15 protein-coding genes are annotated in these 16,229 nt (G+C 73.5%); 6 read left to right on the forward strand and 9 right to left on the reverse strand.

The annotated features are described in order from the left end of the window. Positions 1–95: 95 nt before the first annotated feature. Genes IE257_RS28390 through IE257_RS28400 form a run of 3 tightly spaced genes read right to left on the reverse strand, consistent with a single transcriptional unit; the run spans position 96 to position 2,950 of the window. On the reverse strand, positions 96–836 hold the full coding sequence (locus IE257_RS28390) for an SseB family protein (protein WP_189972720.1): 741 nt from the start codon (positions 834–836) through the stop codon (positions 96–98). A 21-nt stretch (positions 837–857) separates the two neighbouring features. Next, positions 858–2,090, reverse strand: a complete 1,233-nt coding sequence (gene mycP, locus IE257_RS28395; RefSeq protein WP_189972721.1) for a type VII secretion-associated serine protease mycosin — start codon at positions 2,088–2,090, stop codon at positions 858–860. After that, positions 2,087–2,950: a hypothetical protein gene (locus IE257_RS28400; protein ID WP_189972722.1), complete on the reverse strand. Its 864-nt coding sequence runs from the start codon at positions 2,948–2,950 to the stop codon at positions 2,087–2,089. The genes mycP and IE257_RS28400 overlap by 4 nt, the downstream gene beginning before the upstream one ends. 272 nt (positions 2,951–3,222) lie before the next feature. On the opposite strand from IE257_RS28400, the gene IE257_RS28405 reads away from it, so the two are divergent. After that, on the forward strand, positions 3,223–4,425 hold the full coding sequence (locus IE257_RS28405) for an amino acid deaminase/aldolase (protein WP_189972723.1): 1,203 nt from the start codon (positions 3,223–3,225) through the stop codon (positions 4,423–4,425). Here IE257_RS28405 and IE257_RS28410 read toward each other — a convergent pair. The 4 genes from IE257_RS28410 to IE257_RS28425 form a co-directional block, all read right to left on the reverse strand. Next, entirely contained in the window at positions 4,422–5,696 is a 1,275-nt protein-coding gene (locus tag IE257_RS28410; protein WP_189972724.1) for a haloacid dehalogenase-like hydrolase, read from the reverse strand. The genes IE257_RS28405 and IE257_RS28410 overlap by 4 nt on opposite strands. 132 nt (positions 5,697–5,828) lie before the next feature. Next, on the reverse strand, positions 5,829–6,614 hold the full coding sequence (locus IE257_RS28415; protein WP_052877158.1) for a 3-oxoacyl-ACP reductase: 786 nt from the start codon (positions 6,612–6,614) through the stop codon (positions 5,829–5,831). Between the two features lie 5 nt (positions 6,615–6,619). Further along, positions 6,620–7,966 (reverse strand): aldehyde dehydrogenase family protein, encoded by a 1,347-nt coding sequence (locus tag IE257_RS28420; protein ID WP_229920705.1) that lies wholly within the window; start codon positions 7,964–7,966, stop codon positions 6,620–6,622. Positions 7,967–8,046: 80 nt separating this feature from the next. Continuing rightward, positions 8,047–9,411, reverse strand: coding sequence for a glutamine synthetase family protein (locus tag IE257_RS28425; RefSeq protein ID WP_189972725.1), 1,365 nt, complete (start codon positions 9,409–9,411; stop codon positions 8,047–8,049). Between the two features lie 77 nt (positions 9,412–9,488). On the opposite strand from IE257_RS28425, the gene IE257_RS28430 reads away from it, so the two are divergent. The 4 genes from IE257_RS28430 (at position 9,489) to IE257_RS28445 (ending at position 13,467) form a co-directional block, all read left to right on the forward strand. Beyond that, entirely contained in the window at positions 9,489–10,235 is a 747-nt protein-coding gene (locus IE257_RS28430; RefSeq protein WP_189972726.1) for a FadR/GntR family transcriptional regulator, read from the forward strand. A 120-nt stretch (positions 10,236–10,355) separates the two neighbouring features. After that, complete coding sequence (eat, locus tag IE257_RS28435; protein ID WP_229920706.1) at positions 10,356–11,834, forward strand: ethanolamine permease; 1,479 nt, start codon at positions 10,356–10,358, stop codon at positions 11,832–11,834. Between the two features lie 45 nt (positions 11,835–11,879). Next, on the forward strand, positions 11,880–12,587 hold the full coding sequence (locus IE257_RS28440; protein ID WP_189972727.1) for a gamma-glutamyl-gamma-aminobutyrate hydrolase family protein: 708 nt from the start codon (positions 11,880–11,882) through the stop codon (positions 12,585–12,587). A gap of 85 nt (positions 12,588–12,672) precedes the next feature. After that, positions 12,673–13,467, forward strand: coding sequence for a hypothetical protein (locus IE257_RS28445; protein WP_189972728.1), 795 nt, complete (start codon positions 12,673–12,675; stop codon positions 13,465–13,467). Between the two features lie 43 nt (positions 13,468–13,510). Here IE257_RS28445 and IE257_RS28450 read toward each other — a convergent pair whose 3' ends face one another. Both IE257_RS28450 and IE257_RS28455 read right to left on the reverse strand, forming a co-directional pair. Continuing rightward, positions 13,511–13,867, reverse strand: coding sequence for a hypothetical protein (locus IE257_RS28450; protein ID WP_189972729.1), 357 nt, complete (start codon positions 13,865–13,867; stop codon positions 13,511–13,513). 121 nt (positions 13,868–13,988) lie between these two features. Further along, complete coding sequence (locus IE257_RS28455; RefSeq protein WP_189972730.1) at positions 13,989–14,912, reverse strand: LysR family transcriptional regulator; 924 nt, start codon at positions 14,910–14,912, stop codon at positions 13,989–13,991. Between the two features lie 70 nt (positions 14,913–14,982). Here IE257_RS28455 and IE257_RS28460 point away from each other — a divergent pair, with 70 nt between their 5' ends. Beyond that, positions 14,983–16,101, forward strand: coding sequence for a TDT family transporter (locus IE257_RS28460; RefSeq protein ID WP_189972731.1), 1,119 nt, complete (start codon positions 14,983–14,985; stop codon positions 16,099–16,101). Positions 16,102–16,229 lie beyond the last annotated feature (128 nt).

A 16,229-nucleotide genomic window follows, 5' to 3' on the forward strand; every position in this document is an offset into this window, starting at 1 on the left:
CCGGCCGTCGTCATGTCCGTGGTCCACCGACCGGCCTGCGGTCAGGGCTGCGGGTCCGGGCTGCGGGTCCGGGTCCCGGTCCCGGTCAGCGAAGGTCAGCGGGCGAACAGGGGCTCGCCGGGCGGGGCCGGAGCGTCCGACGGCAGCAGCGCCAGGTCCAGCCCGCGGACCAGCCGGGCCCGCAGGGTGGTGTCCGCCGCCAGAGCCTCGGCGACGCGACGGGCCGCCGCGGCGCCCTGCGCACCCTCGGCCAGCACGATCGCCAGGGTGCCGTCGGAATCCGCGCCGCCCGGGCCGAGGTGGGCGCGCAGCACGGCCGGCTCCGCGGACACGGCGGCCCGTACGGCCTCCCGTACGGCGGGATCGGCCAGTGGGCCCGCGTCCGTCCGGCCCTCGGCGAGCGCGCGCAGCGCGGAGCCGGTGAGCTGGTAGGTGACGGGGCCGGCCAGGTCCAGGACCACGGTGTCGGCCTTCTCGTGCGCGGCCGCGGCCAGCGCCTGGTGCAGCGGGACGGCCACCGGCCGGGCCGCGGGGTCCCAGAGCGCGAGCGAGGCGATCGAGGTGAAGGCGGGCAGGGCCCGCCGGTCGCCCGCACGCAGGGTCGGGACGGCCATGTCGCTGGTCTTCTCGCGCTTCAGGCCGGTTTCCGGGTCGGTCTCCACCTCGCCGAGCACTGCGACCACGGGGACCAGCAGGCGGGCGCCCTTGAGCGCCGCCAGCACCTCCTGCTCCCGCGCCCGGTCCTCGGACCAGGCGGCAAGGGCCGCCGTCAGCCGGGGATCGGCGGAGCCGTCGTCGTCGGAGAAGCCCGGGTCGGGAATGTTCTTGTTCGCCATGTTCTCCACAGTTACCCGACCCTACTGTGCCGGGTACGGCGGTTCCGCGAGGGGCCGGTCCCGGCCGCGGCCGCCCCGTCGCGGGCGCCGCGCCAGTACGACGGCCAGCACCAGCAGCACCGCCCCCGCGACGGCTGCCGCCGGGGCCCCCAGCCGGGCTCCGCGCTCGGGCGGGCGGACCCGTTCGGGTCCGGGGCCGAAGTACGTGCTCCCGGCCGCCGCGGGCGCGGGCACCGCGGCCTCGGGGCGCATCGCGTCGGCGGCCTGGAGGGCGGCGACGGGATCGACCAGTCCGTGACCGCGGGCGTCGTCGCGGCCGCCGGCCGGGGAGTTGCTCGCGGTCGCCTCCAGCAGCTTCTTCACCTGGGCCGGGGACAGGTCCGGGTGCGCGGCCCGGACGAGGGCGGCGGCGCCGGAGACGAAGGCCGCGGCGGCGCTGGTGCCCCAGCCCTCGTAGTACGAGCGGTCGGGGTCGGCGATCACGACGTCCACCCCGGGGGCGCTGACGGTCGCGTACCAGTTGCGGGTGGAGAACTTGGCCTTCTTGCCGCGCCGGTCGACGGCGGTGACGGCGATGACCCCCGGATAGGCGGCCGGGTAGGAGACGCGGTCGCCCGCCTCGCCGCCGTTGCCCGCCGAGGCCACGACGACCACGCCCTTGGCGAGGGCGTACTGGACGGCCTCGTCCTCGCCCGCCTCGTGGTGGGCGGAGTCGCTGTCGTCGCCGAGGGACAGATTGATCACGTCGGCGCCGTGGTCCGCCGCCCACCGGATGCCCTCGGCGAGGGCGCCGCCCTTGCTGTCGCGGGCCCTGGCTCGGCCAGGGTCGCCCTCTTCGAGGATCACCCGGACCGGCAGGATCCGTGCCTGCGGGGCGATGCCGAGGACGCCCTGGCCCCGGCTGGGGCCGTGGCCGTGACCGGCGATAATGCTGGCCATGGCGGTGCCGTGGCGGGCCCAGGCCCGGTCGCCGGGGCCGGCGCCCATGCCGATGAGGTCGGTGCCCGCGAGGACCTGCCCGGTGAGGTCGGGGTGGGATTCGTCGACGCCGGTGTCGAGGACGGCGACGGTCACTCCGTCGCCCCGGGTGGTGCCCCAGGCCTCCTCGGCGCGCAGTGCGAGCAGGCCCCACTGGCGGTCGCGGATGTTGTCGGCGGCGGCGGGGGGCGCGGCGGCGGACACCAGGAGGGTCGCTGCGGCGAGCAGGGCGGCGGCCGCCCGCCCCAACGCCCGCCCGGACGGCCTGCGGATCATCGAGTGGGCTCCGGGGTGGGTGCGGCGGGTGTCGCGGGTGCGGCCGGAGTCGCGCGTGCGGCCGGTGAGGCGGGTGCGGCCGGTGGGGCGGGTGCGGCCGGTGGGGCGGCGAGGAAGGCGAGGCCGTGGCCGATGCGGTCGGCGACCGCCCGCGCCTCGTGGCCGAGGCCGGCCTGGGCGGCGGCTCCCGTGGCCTCCTTCTTCATCAGGTCCTCGGCGGGGCGGGGCCCGTCCCCGGGGCGCCCGTCGGCGAAGGCGGAGACGGAGTAGACGACGACGGGGGCCTCGGCGGGTACGGACACGGCCCAGGCGGCGCGTTGGGCGTCGGTGAACCCGTACGCGGGCGGGGCGGGTATCCGGCCCTCGAGGGAGGTCATCGTGCGGGCGTCGGCGGGGGTGAAGACCATGCCCACGGTGATCAGGAAGCTGCGGGTGGCGTCGGTGTAGGTGGCGCGGAGCACGCGGGTGCAGCCGGTGGCGGCCAGCAGGTTCTGCCAGTCGGCGGCGAGGGCGGTCGGGCACTCGGCGTCGGGGGCGAGCGCGATCCGGGTCCAGGTTCGGTCGGCTCCGCCGGGGCCGGCGGAGGGGCCGGTCAGGACGGGCGGGAGCAGGCTGTCGACGGGGGCGGCACGCCAGAGCGACGCGGCCTTGCGGTAGGCGGCGTCGGCGGGGAGCGGGCGGTTCGCGGCGCGGTGTTCGGCCCAGGTGGTGAGGGCGGCTCCGCCGACGAGGCCGCCGCCGAGGAGGACGCAGAGCGCGGCGGCGACGACGCGGGCGGGGTGGCGGCGCGGGTGAGTGCGGGAGGGCTGGGGCGGTTCGGGCTCGCCCAGGATCGCGGTCCGCGGTGTCGTCGTGGTCATCCGGCGGCTCCGCCCCCCGTTCCGTACGGCTGCCTGCCCGTACTCTACGGCGTCGACGGCGCGGGGTGGGTGCCGGTGCCGGGGGCAGGTCGACCGCACCCGCATCCGGCCCCGCCGGCGTTTGAGGCGCGGGCTCCGGGGCGAAGACCCGGTCCTTGGCGCGGGATGCGGGGCGGAGACCGGGTCCTTGGCGCGCGCTCGGCCCGGCGGCCCTTCCGGCGTTCGACGCGCGGCACTACCCACCGGTAGAGAGCTCTGGCAAGCTGCCGCCCATGAACTCCGCCGCCACCGACCGCGCCCGGTACGACCGGGCGACCGCGCACCTGGACGCGCCGCTGGCCATCGTGGATCTCGACGCCTTCGACGCCAACGCCGACGATCTCGTCCGCCGCGCCGCCGGCAAGCCGGTCCGGGTCGCGAGCAAGTCGGTCCGGTGCCGCGCGCTGCTGGAACGGGTGCTCGCCCGGCCCGGGTTCGCCGGGATCATGTCGTACACGCTCGCCGAGTCGCTCTGGCTGGCCCGGTCCGGGTTCGAGGACGTGCTCCTCGCCTATCCCTCCGCCGACCGCGCCGGCTTCGGCGAGTTGGCGCACGACGCGAAGCTGGCCGGCGCCGTCACGGTGATGGTGGACGACGTCGCGCAGCTGGAGCTGATCGATGCGGCCCGGGACGGCGGCGCCGAGGAGATCCGGGTGTGCCTGGAGCTGGACACGGCGCTGCAACTGCTCGGCGGCCGGGTGCGGATCGGGGCCCGCCGGTCCCCGCTGCGCGAGCCCGCGGAGCTGGCCGGGCTGGCTCGGGCGGTGGCCGCGCGGCCCGGGTTCCGGGTCGTGGGGCTGATGGCGTACGAGGGCCATGTCGCCGGGGTCGGGGACGCGCTGGCCGGTCGGCCGCTGCGGTCGCGGGCGATCCGGCTGATGCAGGGCGCGGCCCGCAGGGAGCTGGCGGCCCGGCGGGCCGAGGTGGTGCGGGCCGTGCGGGCCGTCGTACCGGATCTGGAGTTCGTCAACGGCGGTGGGACCGGCAGTGTGCAGCAGACGGCCGCCGAGGAAGCGGTGACCGAGATCGCCGCGGGTTCCGGCCTGTACGTGCCCCGGCTCTTCGACAACTACACGTCCTTCAGCGGGCGTCCGGCGGCGCTGTTCGCCCAGCCGGTGGTACGCAGGCCCGGGGTGGGCGTGGTGACCGTGCTCGGGGGCGGCTATCCGGCCTCCGGTGCGGCCGGGGCGGACCGGCTGCCGGTGCCGTATCTGCCCCAGGGCCTGCGCTACGACCCCCAGGAGGGCGCGGGCGAGGTGCAGACCCCGCTGCTGGGGAGCCCGGCCGACGATCTGCTGATCGGCGACCGGGTCTGGTTCCGCCATGCGAAGGCGGGCGAACTCTGCGAGCGGTTCGACACCCTGCACCTGATCGAGGGCGACCGGGGCACCGACAGCGTGCCGACCTACCGGGGTGAGGGGCGCACCTTCCTCTAGTACACGGAGTCCGTCTGGTCGGGGACGACGCTCCGGTCGCCCCGCAGGACCGGTCCCTTGGTGCCGTCGTGGTCGAGGTAGCCGGACGTCGCGCACGGGTAGGAGTCGGTCTTCTGCTTCTTCGGCTCGATGAACATGGGGTTGACGATCCAGCGGCCGTCGCTGTTGTCGTAGGCGCGGCACATCAGCTCGTTCTTGTTGCGGTTGACGACGAGGCGCAGGGCGGTGGCGTCGCGCAGGAACGAGATGTCGGTGTCGGAGTCGCCGGCGGCGAAGACCTGGCGGCGGGCGGCGGGCTGGACCTTCTCGGCGGCCGCTCCCCGGACGCCGAAGATCTCCTTGTTGATCCAGCAGCGCTTGCCGTCGATGTAGGTGATCATCGTGTCGGCGCCGTCCCGGACGGATCCGCAGCCCTGGAGGTGGGTCGTGAACTTCCCGCCGTGAGTGGTGGTGTTGCGGATGCCGATGACGTGGTCGGCCCTGATGCCGGCGCCCTGGGCCCAGACCTCGACGACCGGCTGCGGGGAGGCGGAGCTGATCCACACGTCGAAGCCGGCCTTCTGGAGGCCCTTGACCAGGTCCTTCTGCTGGTCGTAGTAGCGGACCCAGCCGGTGGCGGTGCCGCTGCCGACCCGCTGGGTGGCGCCGACGGGCGCGGCGAGGTTCTCGGTGCGGGCGGCGGCGGCGAAGCCACGGACCTCGCGGGCGGTCCAGCCCTGCATCAACTGCGGCAGCCAGGCGTACGAGGGTTCGGTGGTGCGGCGGTCCCAGCCGGCGAAGGCGGCGGCGCCGGTACGGGTCGCGGCGGTGCCGTAGACGGCGTTGATCTCGTCGGCGCAGGCGGCTCCGGCGGGGGTGCCGGTGGGCAGCGGGGAGCCGGGGCGGGCGAGGGTGCCGCAGGCTTCGGCGAGGGCCTCGGTGGCGGCGGGGGTGAGGAAGCGGCTGGTGGTGGACCAGTCCCCGGCGGCGGGCTGGCGGATGCGGCCGTTGCGCAGCAGCCAGAACATGGTGGCGTCGCCGACGTCGTTCTTGACGACGGTGTTGTCCCAGTCGAAGACGGCGACGGGCTTGGTGCGGCCGGGCCTGTGGGGGTTGCAGCTTCCGTACCGGTCGATGAGCTGCTGGAGGCGGGCCTGGTTGTCCCCGTACCAGCCGGAGCCGATGGTGACCCGGGTGCATGGCGCGTGTGCGGCCTGGGCCGGCGGGGCCAGTACGAGGCCGGATCCGGTGACCGCCAGGAGGGCGAGGGGGGCCGCCCACTTTCTCTGCATGCTGCTCCTTCGGGGAGGCGTCGGGGGCGTCGGGGATGCGTCGGGGGCGTCGGGGGCGTCGGGCAAGGGAGCGGCCGGGCACCTTGCGGCGCCCGGCCGGCCGGGGTGCGGTGGGGCGTTGGGGGGTGGGGCCTACAGCGGGGTCACGTACGCGCCGGAGATGCCGCCGTCGACGAGGAAGTCGGTGGCGTTGATGAAGGAGGAGTCGTCGCTGGCGAGGAAGGCGACGGCGGCAGCGATCTCGGTGGGCTCGGCGAAGCGGCCCAGCGGGATGTGGACGAGGCGGCGGGCGGCGCGCTCGGGGTCCTTGGCGAACAGCTCCTGCAGCAGCGGGGTGTTGACGGGCCCCGGGCACAGGGCGTTGACGCGGATGCCCTCGCGGGCGAACTGCACGCCGAGCTCGCGGGACATGGCGAGGACGCCGCCCTTGGAGGCCGTGTAGGAGATCTGGGAGGTGGCGGCGCCCATGATGGCGACGAAGGAGGCGGTGTTGATGATGGAGCCGCGGCCCTGGCGCTGCATGTAGGGAAGGGCCGCCTTGCAGCAGAGGTAGACGGAGGTGAGGTTGACGTCCTGGACGCGCTTCCAGGCCTCCAGGCCCGTGGTCAGGATGGAGTCGTCGTCCGGGGGCGAGATGCCCGCGTTGTTGAAGGCGATGTCCACGGAGCCGTAGGTGTCGAAGGCGGTCTTGAAGAGCGCCTCGACCTCCTCGGGGCTGGTGACGTCGACCTTGACGAAGGTGCCGCCGACCTCTTCGGCCGCGGCCTTGCCGGCGGTCTCGTCGATGTCGCCGCAGACGATGTTGGCGCCCTCGGAGGCGAGGCGGCGGGCGGTGGCGAGGCCGATGCCGCTGCCGGCTCCGGTGATGACGGCGGTACGGCCGACCAGGCGGCGGCAGATGATCTCTTCGTTGGACATGGGGTTCAGGCCTCCGTGCTGATGAAGACGTTCTTGGTCTCGGTGAAAGCGGTGAGGGCGTCGGGTCCGAGCTCGCGGCCGAGTCCGGACTGCTTGTAGCCGCCGAAGGGGGTCCAGTAGCGGACGCTGCTGTGCGAGTTGACGGACAGGTTGCCGGCGGCGACGGCACGCGAGACGCGCAGCGCGCGGCCGATGTCGCGGGTCCAGAGGGAGCCGGAGAGGCCGTACTCGGTCGCGTTGGCCAAGCGCACGGCGTCCTCCTCGTCCTCGAAGGGCAGGACGACGGCGACCGGTCCGAAGACCTCCTCGGCGGCCACGGGCGCGGTGGGGTCGACGTCCGTGACGAGGGTGGGCGGGTACCAGAAGCCGGGGCCTTCGGGGGCGGTGCCGCGGATCGCGGTGAGGTCGTCGGTGACGAAGGACCGTACGCGGTCGAGTTGGGTCCGTGAGATCAGCGGGCCCATCTGCGTCTTCTCGTCGAGCGGGTCTCCGACGGCGACGGCCGCGATGCCGGGGGCGACGAGTTCCAGGAAGCGGTCGTAGGCGGAGCGCTGTACGAGGATCCGGGTGCGGGCGCAGCAGTCCTGGCCGGAGTTGTCGAGGAAGGCCATGGGGGCCGCTGCGGCGGCCGCCTCGAGGTCGGCGTCGGCGAAGACGATGTTGGGGCTCTTGCCGCCGAGTTCGAGGGTGACGCGCTTCACCCGGTCGGCGCACTTGGCCATGATCTGCTTGCCGACGCGGGTGGAACCGGTGAAGACGATCTTCGCGACGCCGGGGTGTTCGACGAGTGCGTCGCCCGCGACGTCCCCGCGGCCGGGGAGTACCTGGAAGAGATGCTCGGGGATCCCGGCTTCGAGGGCGAGTTCGGCGAGGCGCAGCGCGGTGAGCGGGGTGGTCTCGGCGGGCTTGAGGATGACGGCGTTGCCGGCGGCGAGGGCCGGGGCCAGGCCCCAGGCGGCGATCGGCATGGGGAAGTTCCAGGGGGCGATCACGCCGACGACGCCGAGGGGTTCGAGGAAGGTGACGTCGATGCCGCCGGCGACGGGGATCTGGCGGCCGGCGAGCCGTTCCACTCCCCCGGCGGCGAAGTCGAGGAGGTCGCGTACGTTGCCGGCTTCCCAGCGGGCGTTGCCGATGGTGTGGCCGGCCTCGCGGACCTCCAGTTGAGCCAGTTCCTCGATGTGGCCGTCGACGACCGCGGCGAAGCGGCGCAGCAACCGGGCCCGGTCGGCGGGGGCGGCCGCCGCCCAGCCGCGCTGGGCCGCGGCGGCCCGGGCGACTGCGGCGTCGACGTCGTCCCGTGTGGCGGCCGGGACGACGGCGACGGTTTCCTCGGTGGCCGGATTCAACACTCTCAGATTGAAGGGGGCCAGCGCATCGGACACGTGGTGCCTCTCAGATTCGTTCGGTGGCGCGCGAGGGCGTGCGGTGACTACAGGCGTTCGAAGGAGCGGCGCAGCTCCCAGTCGGTGACCGCGGAGTCGTACGCGTCGAGTTCCACGCGGGCCATGTTGCGGTAGTGCGCGACCACTTCGGGGCCGAAGGCGGCCTTGGCGATCTCGCTGTTCTCCCAGAGCTCTGCGGCCTCGCGCAGGGTGGCGGGGACGTGGGCGTAGTCGGCGGTGTACGCGTTCCCGCCGCAGGCCTCGGGGAGCTCCAGGCGGTGCTCGATGCCGTAGAGCCCGGCGGCGACCAGGCCGGCGACGGCGAGGTACGGGTTGACGTCGCCGCCGGGGAGGCGGTTCTCGAAGCGCATGGAGCGGCCGTGGCCGACGACCCGCAGCGCGCAGGTCCGGTTGTCCACGCCCCAGGCGACGGCGGTCGGGGCGAAGGATCCCGGCCGGAAACGCTTGTACGAGTTGATGTTGGGGGCGTAGAGAAGGGAGAAGTCGCGCAGCGCGGCCAGCTGGCCGGCCAGGAAGTGCCGCATCACCGGTGACATTCCGCCCGGCCCGTCACCGGCCATCGCGTTGCGTCCGTCCGCGTCGGCCAGCGAGAGGTGAATGTGACAGGAGTTGCCCTCGCGCTCGTCGAACTTGGCCATGAAGGTGAGCGAGACACCTTCCTGGGAGGCGATCTCCTTGGCTCCGGTCTTGTAGACGGAGTGCTGGTCGCAGGTGGTGAGCGCCTCGTCGTAGCGGAAGGCGATCTCGTGCTGGCCGAGGTTGCACTCCCCCTTGGCCGACTCGACGATCAGGCCCGCGGCCTGCATCTCGTTGCGGATCCGGCGCAGCAGGGGTTCGATGCGGCCGGTCCCGAGGACGGAGTAGTCGATGTTGTACTGGTTGGCGGGGGTCAGGTCGCGGTACCCCGAGTTCCAGGCCTGCTCGTAGGTGTCCTGGAAGACCATGAACTCCAGCTCGGTACCGACCATCGCGGTGTACCCGGCCTCGGCGAGGCGCTCCAGCTGGCGGCGCAGGATCTGCCGGGGCGCGGCGACGACGGGCGAGCCGTCGTTCCAGGCGAGGTCGGCGAGGAGGAAGGCGCTGCCGGGGTTCCAGGGGATGCGGCGCAGGGTGGCGAGGTCGGGGTGCATGGCGAAGTCGCCGTAGCCCCGGTCCCAGGAGGACATCTCATAGCCGTCGACGGTGTTCATGTCGGTATCGACGGCGAGGAGGTAGTTGCAGCCCTCGGTACCGTGCTCGAGGACCTCGTCGAGGAAGAACTGTGCGGCGAACCGCTTGCCCTGGAGCCGCCCCTGCATGTCGGGGAAGGCCAGGACGACTGTGTCGATCTCACCACTGGCGACGAGGGAGCGGAGCTCCTCGGGCGCGAGCGGCGGCTTGCGGTCTACCACTGGAATCTCTCCTTCGGTGAGCCGAGGAGGCCTAAGGTATTGAATAGAACCATTGCTTGGGAAGGGGAGGAGCCAAGATGACCGACACGGCGAGTGAAGGCGACGCGATCGCGCGTCTGAATCCCGTGCTGCGCCAGGTGCGGGCGGGCAACGGTTTCGAGGAGGCGCTGGAGCAGATCCTCCAGGTGGTCCGGCTGGGTCTGGTGCCGGGCGGCGAACGCCTGCCGCCGGAGCGCGAGCTGGCGGAGCGGATGGGGATCAGCCGGGTCACCCTGCGCGAGGTGCTGAAGGTGCTGCAGGACCAGGGCCTGGTGGAGGCCCGCCGCGGGCGGTACGGCGGAACGTTCGTACTGCCCCGCCCCGACACCCCGGCCGGCGGCGCCGAGGAGGAGCTCCGCCGGCGCGTCGCGGGCGTGGACATCGAGGACGCCCTGCGGTTCCGCGAGGTCCTGGAGGTGGGGGCGGCCGGGCTGTGCGCTTCGCAGGGGCTGACCGAGGAGGGCTCCGAGCGGCTGCTCGGCGCCCTGGCCGCCACCCACGACGCCCCGCTCGCCGACTACCGCCGTCAGGACACGCTCTTCCACCTCACCCTGTGCGAGCTGGCCGGGTCCGCCACCCTGACCGCCCAGTACGCGGCCGTCCGGGCCACCGTGAACGACCTGCTGGACTGCATCCCGCTGCTCGTGCGGAACCTGGAGCACTCCCAGCAGCAGCACAGCACCCTGGTGGCGGCGGTGCTGGAGGGCGACGCGGCCGGGGCCCGCGAGACCATGCGCGAGCACTGCTGCGGCACGGCGGCACTGCTCCGCGGCTTCCTGGCCTGAGCGGCTCCGGGGGCGGCCGGGAGGGTTTCGTAACTTCTGTTTAACGCAGAGGTCTTGCGCACTCCACTCCACTAAGGCAAAGGTACGCCCCACAACCATTGCCCTAGGCAGGAGCGCACGATGGCCGACGACATCGAGGCACGGCTCGCAGCCGTACCCGCACCCACCACGTCCCCCGACGGCGGGGACGGCACCGACGAGTACCTGGCGCGCCGGACGCTGCGCCGCGGCAGCGCCGGCTGGCTGCTCCTCACCGGACTCGGCGTGGCCTACGTCGTCTCCGGCGACTTCTCCGGCTGGAACGTCGGCCTCGACAAGGGCGGCTTCGGCGGTCTCGCCATCGCCACCGTCCTCATGGGTGCGATGTACGCCTGCCTGGTCTTCTCGCTCGCCGAGCTGTCCACCATCCTGCCGACGGCGGGCGGCGGCTACGGCTTCGCCCGCCGCGCCCTGGGCCCCTGGGGCGGCTTCCTCACCGGCACCGCCATCCTCATCGAGTACATCCTGGCCCCGGCCGCGATCGTCATCTTCATCGGCGACTACGTCGAGTCGCTCGGCCTCTTCGGCCTCACCTCCAGCTGGCCGGTCTACCTCGGCTGTTTCGTCATCTTCATCGGCGTCCACCTCTGGGGCGTCGGCGAGGCGCTGCGCTTCAGCCTCGTCGTGACCGCGATCGCCGTCGCCGCGCTGCTGATCTTCGCGGTGGGGGCCCTCACCGAGTTCGACGCCTCCGGCCTCAACAACATCCCGGTCGACGCCGACGCCTTCGGCTCGAACTCCTGGCTGCCGATGGGGCTGCTGGGCATCTGGGCCGCGTTCCCCTTCGGCATGTGGTTCTTCCTCGGCGTCGAGGGCGTACCGCTGGCGGCCGAGGAGGCCAAGGACCCGGTCCGCTCGATGCCGAAGGCCCTCTCCATCTCCATGGGCATCCTCGCCCTGCTCGCCCTGATCACCTTCTTCGCCGCGACCGGGGCCCAGGGCGCCGACGCCGTCAAGGCCGCCGGCAACCCGCTGGTCGTGGCGCTGGAGGGGGACGGCGGCCCGACCGCGCTCAGCCGCTTCGTGAACTACGCGGGCCTGGCCGGCCTGGTCGCCTCCTTCTTCTCCCTCATCTACGCGGGATCGCGCCAGCTGTTCGCCCTCTCCCGGGCCGGCTACCTGCCCCGCTTCCTCTCGCTCACCTCGAAGCGCAAGGCCCCGTACCTGGGCCTGATCATCCCGGGCGCGATCGGCTTCGCCCTGGCCGCGGCCACCGGTGACGGAGCCCGCATGCTCAACATCGCGGTGTTCGGCGCCACCATCTCCTACGCCCTGATGGCGCTCTCGCACATCGTGCTGCGCCGCCGGGAGCCGGACCTGGAGCGTCCGTACCGCACCCCCGGCGGGATCCTGACCTCCTCGGTGGCCTTCGCGCTCGCCCTCTCGGCCCTGGTCGCCACCTTCCTGGTGGACAAGGACGCCGCGTTCATCGCGCTCGCCGTGTACGCCGTCGCCCTGGCCTACTTCGCGATCTACAGTCGGCACCACCTGGTGGCCTCGGCCCCGGAGGAGGAGTTCGCGGCTCTGGCGGAAGCCGAGGCGGAACTGAGCCGTGACTGAAACCCTGTTCCTGCCCTGCCCTACCCCCTGCTGGAGGTAACGAACGTGCCCAGGCCGCTCATCGGCATCACCACCTACGTCGAGGATTCCACCCGCTACGGGGTGTGGGACCTCCCGACATCCCTCGTACCGACCGGGTACTACGAACTCGTCCAGGCGGCGGGCGGCGCGGCCGTGCTGCTCCCGCCGGACGAACCCGGTTCGGCGGCGGAGGTGCTGAGCCGGGTGGACGGCCTGGTCGTCGCGGGCGGCCCGGACGTGGACCCGGTGCACTACGGAGCCGCGCGCGACTCCCGTACGGGCGCCCCCGCCACGGTCCGCGACCACTGGGAGCTGGCCCTGATCTCCGCCGCCCTGGAGGCGGACCTGCCCGTCCTCGGCATCTGCCGGGGCATGCAGGCCCTCAACGTGGCCCTCGGGGGCACGCTCATCCAGCACATCGACGGCCACTTCGAGACCCCGGGCGCCACCTCCTGGCACCCGGTACGCCCGGTTCCCGGCACCCGGTACGCGGACCTGGTCCCGGAGGAGGCGCAGGTGCCGACCTACCACCACCAGGCCGTCGACCGGCTCGGCCGCGGACTGGTCGTCTCGGCCCACGCCGTCGACGGCACGGTGGAGGCGATCGAACTGCCCGACCCGGAGCGGTGGGTGCTGGGCGTGCAGTGGCACCCGGAGCGGGACAAGGACACCCGGGTGATGTCCGCCCTGATCGAGGCGGCCTCCGTCCGCACCGCGGTACCGGTGGGCTGACCCCGGCCCCGCGCCCCCGGCGGCTACCCGGCGGCGGCCCCGCGCAGGATTGGCCGGGCTCCCGCCGGGCGCGCACTCTGGAAGGATGCGGACCGACCCGAAGGGCACGGCGTCCGGCCCGGTGGCCGGGTTCCTGGAGAACCCGATCGTCGGAATGGCCCCGTGGATCATCTTCTCGCTGCTGGTCGGCCCGGGACGGTTCGAGCTCGCGGTCGGGCTGGCACTGGTCGCGGCCGTCGCGCTGATCGCGGTGAGCCGCCTGGTCAACCGGGGCACGTCCTGGAAGCTGCTGGAACTCGCCGACGTGGTGTTCTTCGCCTCCATGGCCGTCGTCGGGCTCCTGGCGAGCGAGGGCACACGGCGCTGGCTGGAGACGTACGCCGGCGAGGTCTCCAACATCGCGCTGGCCGTGATCGCCTTCGGCTCGATGGCGGTGCGGATGCCCTTCACCCTCCAGTACGCCCGCGAGCAGGCGGATCCGTCGCTCTGGCACACCCGGGGCTTCCTGCGTACCAACTACATGATCACGGGCGCGTGGGGCGTCGCGTTCCTGGTGGCTGCTGCCGCGGGCGCTTACGGGGACCTCGTCCTGCACAACCCGAACAACATCTGGACCGGCTGGATCATCCAGATCCTGGCCATCGTCGCCGCGCTGAAGTTCACCGTCTGGTACCCGGACGTGGTCCGCGCCCGCGCCGCCCGCGCGGCCGCCGGGAAAGAGCCCGAACCGACGAACTGGGCCGGGCTGCTGCTGCCGCTGGCGGGCCTGCTGATCCCGATCGGGATCGCCGTGCTCGTCTTCGACAACATGTGGTGGCTGGGGGTCGCCCTGATCGTCGCGGGCTCGCTCCTGACGAAGCGGCTCAGCTCGGAGAGCTGAGCCGGCCCGCGCGGGGCCGGTCCCGGCGGCCGGCGGCCGTTCCTCACTCGGGTCGGACGAAGACCACCGACCGCAGTTCGAGGCGCTCCGTGCCGTAGCCCGTGCGCGGCCTCAGCGTGAACTCCCGACCCGTGCAGTCCGGCTCCGTGAACACGAGCGCCGGCTCGTCGGTCCGGTTCCGCGGCGAGTGGGCCGGGGAACTGGCCGAGGGGTCGGCCACCTCGGGCAGCGTGATGCACTCCCCGCTCGGCGGGTTCTCCAGTACGACCCTCAGCGGCCGGCCGTCGAGACCGGTGACCGTGTACTGGAACTGGCCCTCCGCGGCCGAGGCCGACGTCGGGATCGTGAGCAGCAGGGTGACGGCGCCGAAGGCGGCGACGGCGGCATGGCGAAGACGCATCTGGGTTCTCCTCGGGAGAGCGACAAACGTGCAGGAGCCACCTTTCCGGCGTCGCGCACCTCGGTCACCGCCCGCACCGCGCCGAATCGATCCCTCTTCCCCCGAACGGACCAGACACGCCCTAGATCCGGCGGTGGGTGAGGGACAGCAGGTCACGCGCCGGGCCCGCCGGGCGGGAGCCCGTCGGCCAGACCGCCCGCAGGGCCCGGTCGAGGGCCGCGCCCACCACCGGGACCTCCACCAGCCGCCGCCCGCGCAGTTCGTCCCCGACCGCCAGCTCCGACAGGACGCACGGCCCCGCACCGCTCAGCGCCGCCGCCTTCACCGCGGTGGTCGACGCCAGTTCCAGCAGCGGTACGGCCACCCCGCCGGCCGGGGCCAGCGCCGCGTCCAGGACCTGCCGCGTCCCGGAGCCCCGCTCGCGCAGGATCAGCGGGGTCGAGGCCAGTTCCGCCGCCTCCACCCCCCGGGCCCGGCGCGCCCACGGGTGGCCCGGGGCCACCGCCACCACCAGGCGGTCCTGCGCGATCACCGCCGAGTCCAGGCCCTCGGGCACGGTCAGCCCCTCCACGAAGCCGAGGTCCGCCTCGTGCGCGATGACCCGTTCGGCGACCACCGCCGAGTTCCCGGCGTGCAGGGACACCGCCGTGTCCGGCCGCTGTCCGCGCAGGGCGATCAGCCAGCCCGGCAGCAGGTACTCCGCGATGGTCATGCTGGCGGCCACCCGCAGCCGCGAGTCCCGCCGCCCCCGCAGCGCCTGCGCCCCCGCGTCGAAGGCCTCCGCCGCCTCCACCACCCGCCGGGCCCAGTCCGTGACGAGCGCGCCCTCGGCCGTCAGCGTCGAGCCGCGCGGGGAGCGGTCCACCAGGGCCACACCGAGCCGGGTCTCCATGGCCCGGATCCGGCTGCTCGCGGCGGGCTGGGTGATCCCCAGCCGCCGGGCCGCGCCGCTCAGGCTGCCGACCCGCGCGACCGCGAGCAGCAGCTCCAGCGCGCCCAGGTCCGGTACCCGGTGCGCCAGCGGAACCCACTCGTCATTGCCCATAACATCAGTTTATGGCCTCATAGGGAGATGACCTCTGCCGCCCCGCCCTCCCCGGCGCGAGGCTGGGTCCATGGCCACCACCCTCGTGCGACCCCGCACCCACATCACTCCCGCAGCCCGGGCCCACAAGGCCCCTGCGCTGCGGCACCTCGGCCCCAACTGGTACGCCTCCGTCATGGGCACGGCGATCGTCGCCAACGCCGGCGCGACCCTCCCGTACCAGCTCCCCGGCCAGCGCGTGGCCTGCCAGCTCGTCTGGGCGCTGTCCGCCGCCGCCCTCGCCGTGCTCCTCACGGCCCGCGCCGGGCACTGGATCCACCACCGCGACCAGGCCCGCGCCCACCTCCTCGACCCGGCCGTCGCCCCGTTCTACGGGTGCCTCGCGATGGCGCTGCTGGCCGTCGGCGGCGGCACCCTCATCGTCGGCAAGGACCTCATCGGGACCGGCGCCGCCGTCGCCGTGGACGCCGTGCTCTTCACCGCCGGTACCGCCATCGGCCTGGTCATGGCCGTGGCCGTGCCCTACCTGATGGTCGTACGGCACAAGGTGGAGCCCGGGCAGGCCACTCCCGTCTGGCTGCTCCCCCTGGTCGCCCCCATGGTCTCCGCCGCCGTGGGCCCGCTGCTGATACCCCACCTGCCGGCCGGTCAGCCCCGCGAGGCCCTGCTGCTCGCCTGCTACGCCATGTTCGGCATCAGCCTGCTCGCCACCCTGCTGATGCTCCCCCTGATCTTCGGGCGGCTGCTGGTGGGCGGCCCGCTGCCGCTGGTCCTGACCCCCACCCTGTTCCTGGTCCTCGGCCCCCTCGGCCAGTCCACCACCGCCGTCAACCAGCTCGCCGACGTCGCCCCCCAGTCGATCGACGGCACCTACGCGGGCGCACTGGGCGCCTTCGCCGTGGTCTACGGGGTCCCCGTGATGGGTTTCGCCCTGCTGTGGCTGGCCCTGGCCGTGGCCCTGCTGGTCCGGGCGGCCCGGGGCGGCATGGGTTTCGCAATGACCTGGTGGGCCCTGACCTTCCCCGTCGGCACCTGCGTCACCGGCGCCACCGGTTTGGCCCACCACACCGGCCTGACCGCCTTCGCCTGGCTCGCCACCGCCCTCTTCCTCGCCCTGCTGACCGCCTGGCTCCTGGCAGCGACCCACACCCTCCGCGGCCTCTTCAGCGGCGCACTGCTCCCCCGCTAGGTCGTCCCTTTCGGATCTTGCCGGGCCCGCGACGCCCGGCAAGATCCGAAAGAGACGGCCTAGCTGTATTGACCTGCAGCGTTGTTGACACGGCTGATCGGTGGCTGGCCGTCGAGTGCGGTGTGGCA

The sequence above is a fragment of the Streptomyces avidinii genome (assembly GCF_014650695.1).
GTDB lineage: Bacteria > Actinomycetota > Actinomycetes > Streptomycetales > Streptomycetaceae > Streptomyces > Streptomyces avidinii.

Excerpts from the sequence above, each read along its gene's own strand:
- IE257_RS28390 (WP_189972720.1), bottom strand. The coding sequence starts at position 836 with ATGGCGAACAAGAACATTCCCGACCCGGGCTTCTCCGACGACGACGGC.
- mycP (WP_189972721.1), bottom strand. The coding sequence starts at position 2,090 with ATGATCCGCAGGCCGTCCGGGCGGGCGTTGGGGCGGGCGGCCGCCGCC.
- IE257_RS28400 (WP_189972722.1), bottom strand. The coding sequence starts at position 2,950 with ATGACCACGACGACACCGCGGACCGCGATCCTGGGCGAGCCCGAACCG.
- IE257_RS28405 (WP_189972723.1), top strand. The coding sequence starts at position 3,223 with ATGAACTCCGCCGCCACCGACCGCGCCCGGTACGACCGGGCGACCGCG.
- IE257_RS28410 (WP_189972724.1), bottom strand. The coding sequence starts at position 5,696 with ATGCAGAGAAAGTGGGCGGCCCCCCTCGCCCTCCTGGCGGTCACCGGA.
- IE257_RS28415 (WP_052877158.1), bottom strand. The coding sequence starts at position 6,614 with ATGTCCAACGAAGAGATCATCTGCCGCCGCCTGGTCGGCCGTACCGCC.
- IE257_RS28430 (WP_189972726.1), top strand. The coding sequence starts at position 9,489 with ATGACCGACACGGCGAGTGAAGGCGACGCGATCGCGCGTCTGAATCCC.
- eat (WP_229920706.1), top strand. The coding sequence starts at position 10,356 with ATGGCCGACGACATCGAGGCACGGCTCGCAGCCGTACCCGCACCCACC.
- IE257_RS28445 (WP_189972728.1), top strand. The coding sequence starts at position 12,673 with ATGCGGACCGACCCGAAGGGCACGGCGTCCGGCCCGGTGGCCGGGTTC.
- IE257_RS28450 (WP_189972729.1), bottom strand. The coding sequence starts at position 13,867 with ATGCGTCTTCGCCATGCCGCCGTCGCCGCCTTCGGCGCCGTCACCCTG.
- IE257_RS28455 (WP_189972730.1), bottom strand. The coding sequence starts at position 14,912 with ATGGGCAATGACGAGTGGGTTCCGCTGGCGCACCGGGTACCGGACCTG.
- IE257_RS28460 (WP_189972731.1), top strand. The coding sequence starts at position 14,983 with ATGGCCACCACCCTCGTGCGACCCCGCACCCACATCACTCCCGCAGCC.